The organism is Deltaproteobacteria bacterium, from assembly GCA_011773515.1.
GTDB lineage: Bacteria > Desulfobacterota > Deferrimicrobia > J040 > J040 > WVXK01.
In genome coordinates, this window is record WVXK01000040.1 from 1 (window position 1) to 1467 (window position 1467).

General features: G+C 40.1%; 2 protein-coding genes. Both read right to left on the bottom strand.

Features of this window, described 5'->3' with window-relative positions:
- Positions 1–879: hypothetical protein (locus GTN70_04190; GenBank protein NIO16188.1), on the bottom strand; the 879-nt coding region annotated here is incomplete at its 3' end.
- A gap of 116 nt (positions 880–995) precedes the next feature.
- Positions 996–1467 (bottom strand): hypothetical protein (locus GTN70_04195; protein ID NIO16189.1); only part of this gene is annotated, 472 nt, incomplete at its 5' end.

Below are 1467 nucleotides of genomic sequence, written 5' to 3' on the forward strand. Positions count from 1 at the left end.
ACCAGTTTGACCAGTTGGACCAGTTGGACCAGTTGGTCCGGTTGGACCAGTTGGACCAGTTGAGGCGATTAAATCTATATCACAATCTTCAAGTATATTCTTAAGCACTTTACAATCTATATCAACAGTTGGACCAGTAGGACCAGTTGGACCCTTCATACCAGTTGGACCAGTAGAACCAGTTTGACCAGTCATGCCAGTTGGACCAGTTGGACCAGTTGGACCAGTTGGACCAGTTGGACCAGTCGTACCAGTTGGACCAGTTGAACCAGTTGGACCAGTATGACCAGTAGAACCTTTCATACCAGTATGACCTGTATGACCTGTATGACCTGTCGGACCAGTTGGACCAGTTGAACCTGTTGGACCAGTATGACCAGTATGACCGGTAGAACCCTTCATACCCGTATGACCAGTATGACCAGTTGCACCATCTAGACCCTTCATACCCGTAGGACCTGTTGGACCAGTTATGCCATCCATACCAGTACCTGGTGGACCTTGAGGTCCAGTTGGTCCAGTTGGACATATTCTACGTTTCTTTTTATCAGGGCAACAACATTTGTCACAACTATGTAAACCTTTGCAACTACAAATACCAGGAGCACCAGGAACACCTGGAGTACCTGGCAATCCAGGACATCCTGGTTGGCCCGGAACACCTGGCTGTCCTGGATCACCTGGTGTACCTGGGGAGCCTTTTGGCCCTGGACGTCCATCTCTGCCATCTCTTCCTTCTCTGCAAAAGATATCAGGTGGACATCTATTAATATAATCAAGATATCTATCATGCCTTGGAGGACATCTCCTTGGTTTTACTCTATTGCTATGACACGATTTGTCAATTAAGTAATCTTCATCACAGTTTGAATTACTCATCTAATCTTAATATAATATTATATATTAAATATATGCAATATTAAAAATTTATCTGCCATTGTTGTTTTATAATTAAAATTATAATTATAATAATTTTAATTATTTTTTAATATACCCTATTTTTTAATATACCATGTGTATGGGCCATCACCCTTCTTAATAACTTCTTCTTTTTCAAGTTCTACTTCAATATTAGATCTTTTACCATAAACAGCCCAAGAAAATGGACCTGGTTCACCATATACTGTAAATTTATTTTCATTAACACGACTTGAATTGAGTGTTCTTATATAACCATTGTATATTGGAGTAACATGAACTGTAAATTCCTCTGCTAGATTTTCAACATAGTATGGGAGTTCGATTATGGCACTGTTTTGATTATTCTCGATGGATCCTTCACCTCTATAGTATACACCAGCTTCTGGTCCTTCTAAACATGCGTGAACTAGGTATTTATTTTCATGCATTGGATGGTCAACAATGAATGTTTTATCTGTTTGAATAATTTCTTTTGTGCCTTGAACATAAGCTAAAACTGGACCAGTTGCTCCGGAGGGAGCTCTTATTGGTGCGGCATAGAATCCA